We start from the raw sequence: 1,572 nt of genomic DNA, 5'->3' as shown, positions 1-1,572 counted from the left end.
GAACGCTGGACCTGAGCTGGTAGTAGGTAAGCGATGGGGTGACGCAGGAAGGTAGCCCATCCCGGGCGACGGTTGTCCCGGGGTAAGCATGTAGGGAGAGAGATAGGCAAATCCGTCTCTCATATATCCTGAGGTGTGATGCCGAGCCGATTGTGGCGAAGTGGGTGATCCTATGCTGCCAAGAAAAGCCTCTAGTGAGTGTTGTGGCGGCCCGTACCCTAAACCGACTCAGGTGGTCAGGTAGAGAATACTAAGGCGTTCGGGTGAACTGTGGTTAAGGAACTCGGCAAATTGCCCCCGTAACTTCGGGAGAAGGGGGGCCTCTGCTGGTGATGAGTCTTGCACTCTGAGCTGGTGGGGGTCGCAGTGGCCAGGGGGAAGCGACTGTTTACTAAAAACACAGGTCCGTGCTAAGTCGTAAGACGATGTATACGGACTGACGCCTGCCCGGTGCTGGAACGTTAAGGGGACCGCTTAGCTCAAGTAATTGAGCGAAGGTGAGAACTTAAGCGCCAGTAAACGGCGGTGGTAACTATAACCATCCTAAGGTAGCGAAATTCCTTGTCGGGTAAGTTCCGACCTGCACGAATGGCGTAACGACTTCCCCGCTGTCTCAACCACAGACCCGGTGAAATTGCACTACGAGTAAAGATGCTCGTTTCGCGCAGCAGGACGGAAAGACCCCGGGACCTTCACTACAGCTTGACATTGGTGTTTGGAACGGTTTGTGTAGGATAGGTGGGAGACTGGGAAGCTGTCACGCTAGTGATGGTGGAGTCATTGGTGAAATACCACTCTGATCGTTTTGGATGTCTAACCCGCGCCCGTGAATCCGGGTGGGGGACAGTGTCTGGTGGGTAGTTTAACTGGGGCGGTTGCCTCCTAAAGAGTAACGGAGGCGCCCAAAGGTTCCCTCAGCCTGGTTGGCAATCAGGTGTCGAGTGTAAGTGCACAAGGGAGCTTGACTGTGAGACCGACGGGTCGAGCAGGAGCGAAAGCTGGGACTAGTGATCCGGCACCGACGTGTGGAAGTGGTGTCGCTCAACGGCTAAAAGGTACCCCGGGGATAACAGGCTGATCTTCCCCAAGAGTCCATATCGACGGGATGGTTTGGCACCTCGATGTCGGCTCGTCGCATCCTGGGGCTGGAGTAGGTCCCAAGGGTTGGGCTGTTCGCCCATTAAAGCGGTACGCGAGCTGGGTTTAGAACGTCGCGAGACAGTTCGGTCCCTATCCGCTGCGCGCGCAGGAGACTTGAAAGAGGCTGTCCCTAGTACGAGAGGACCGGGACGGACGAACCTCTGGTGTGCCAGTTGTTCCGCCAGGAGCATGGCTGGTTGGCTACGTTCGGAAGGGATAACCGCTGAAAGCATCTAAGCGGGAAGCTCGTCTTGAGATGAGGTCTCCCACCCAGAAGTGGGGTAAGGCCCCCGGTAGACGACCGGGTTGATAGGCCGGGAGTGGAAGCGCGGTAACGTGTGGAGCTGACCGGTACTAATAGGCCGAGGACTTGACCATATTTGTTCGCGTCGACTATGCAACTCTCGAACCACAATCAGCGGTTCGGAGCCC

Annotated in this window: 1 rRNA gene (only partly in view); it reads left to right on the top strand. The window is 56.4% G+C overall.

Features of this window, described 5'->3' with window-relative positions:
* Window positions 1–1,518: ribosomal RNA gene (locus AW272_RS40085) — 23S ribosomal RNA — on the top strand; it begins 2,260 nt to the left of the window's first position.
* The last annotated feature ends 54 nt before the right edge of the window (window positions 1,519–1,572 follow it).

This window comes from Herbidospora mongoliensis (genome assembly GCF_001570545.1).
Classification (GTDB): domain Bacteria; phylum Actinomycetota; class Actinomycetes; order Streptosporangiales; family Streptosporangiaceae; genus Herbidospora; species Herbidospora mongoliensis.
The sequence above is the reverse complement of the archived record's forward strand: the minus strand, read 5'-3'. Positions and strand labels throughout refer to the sequence as shown.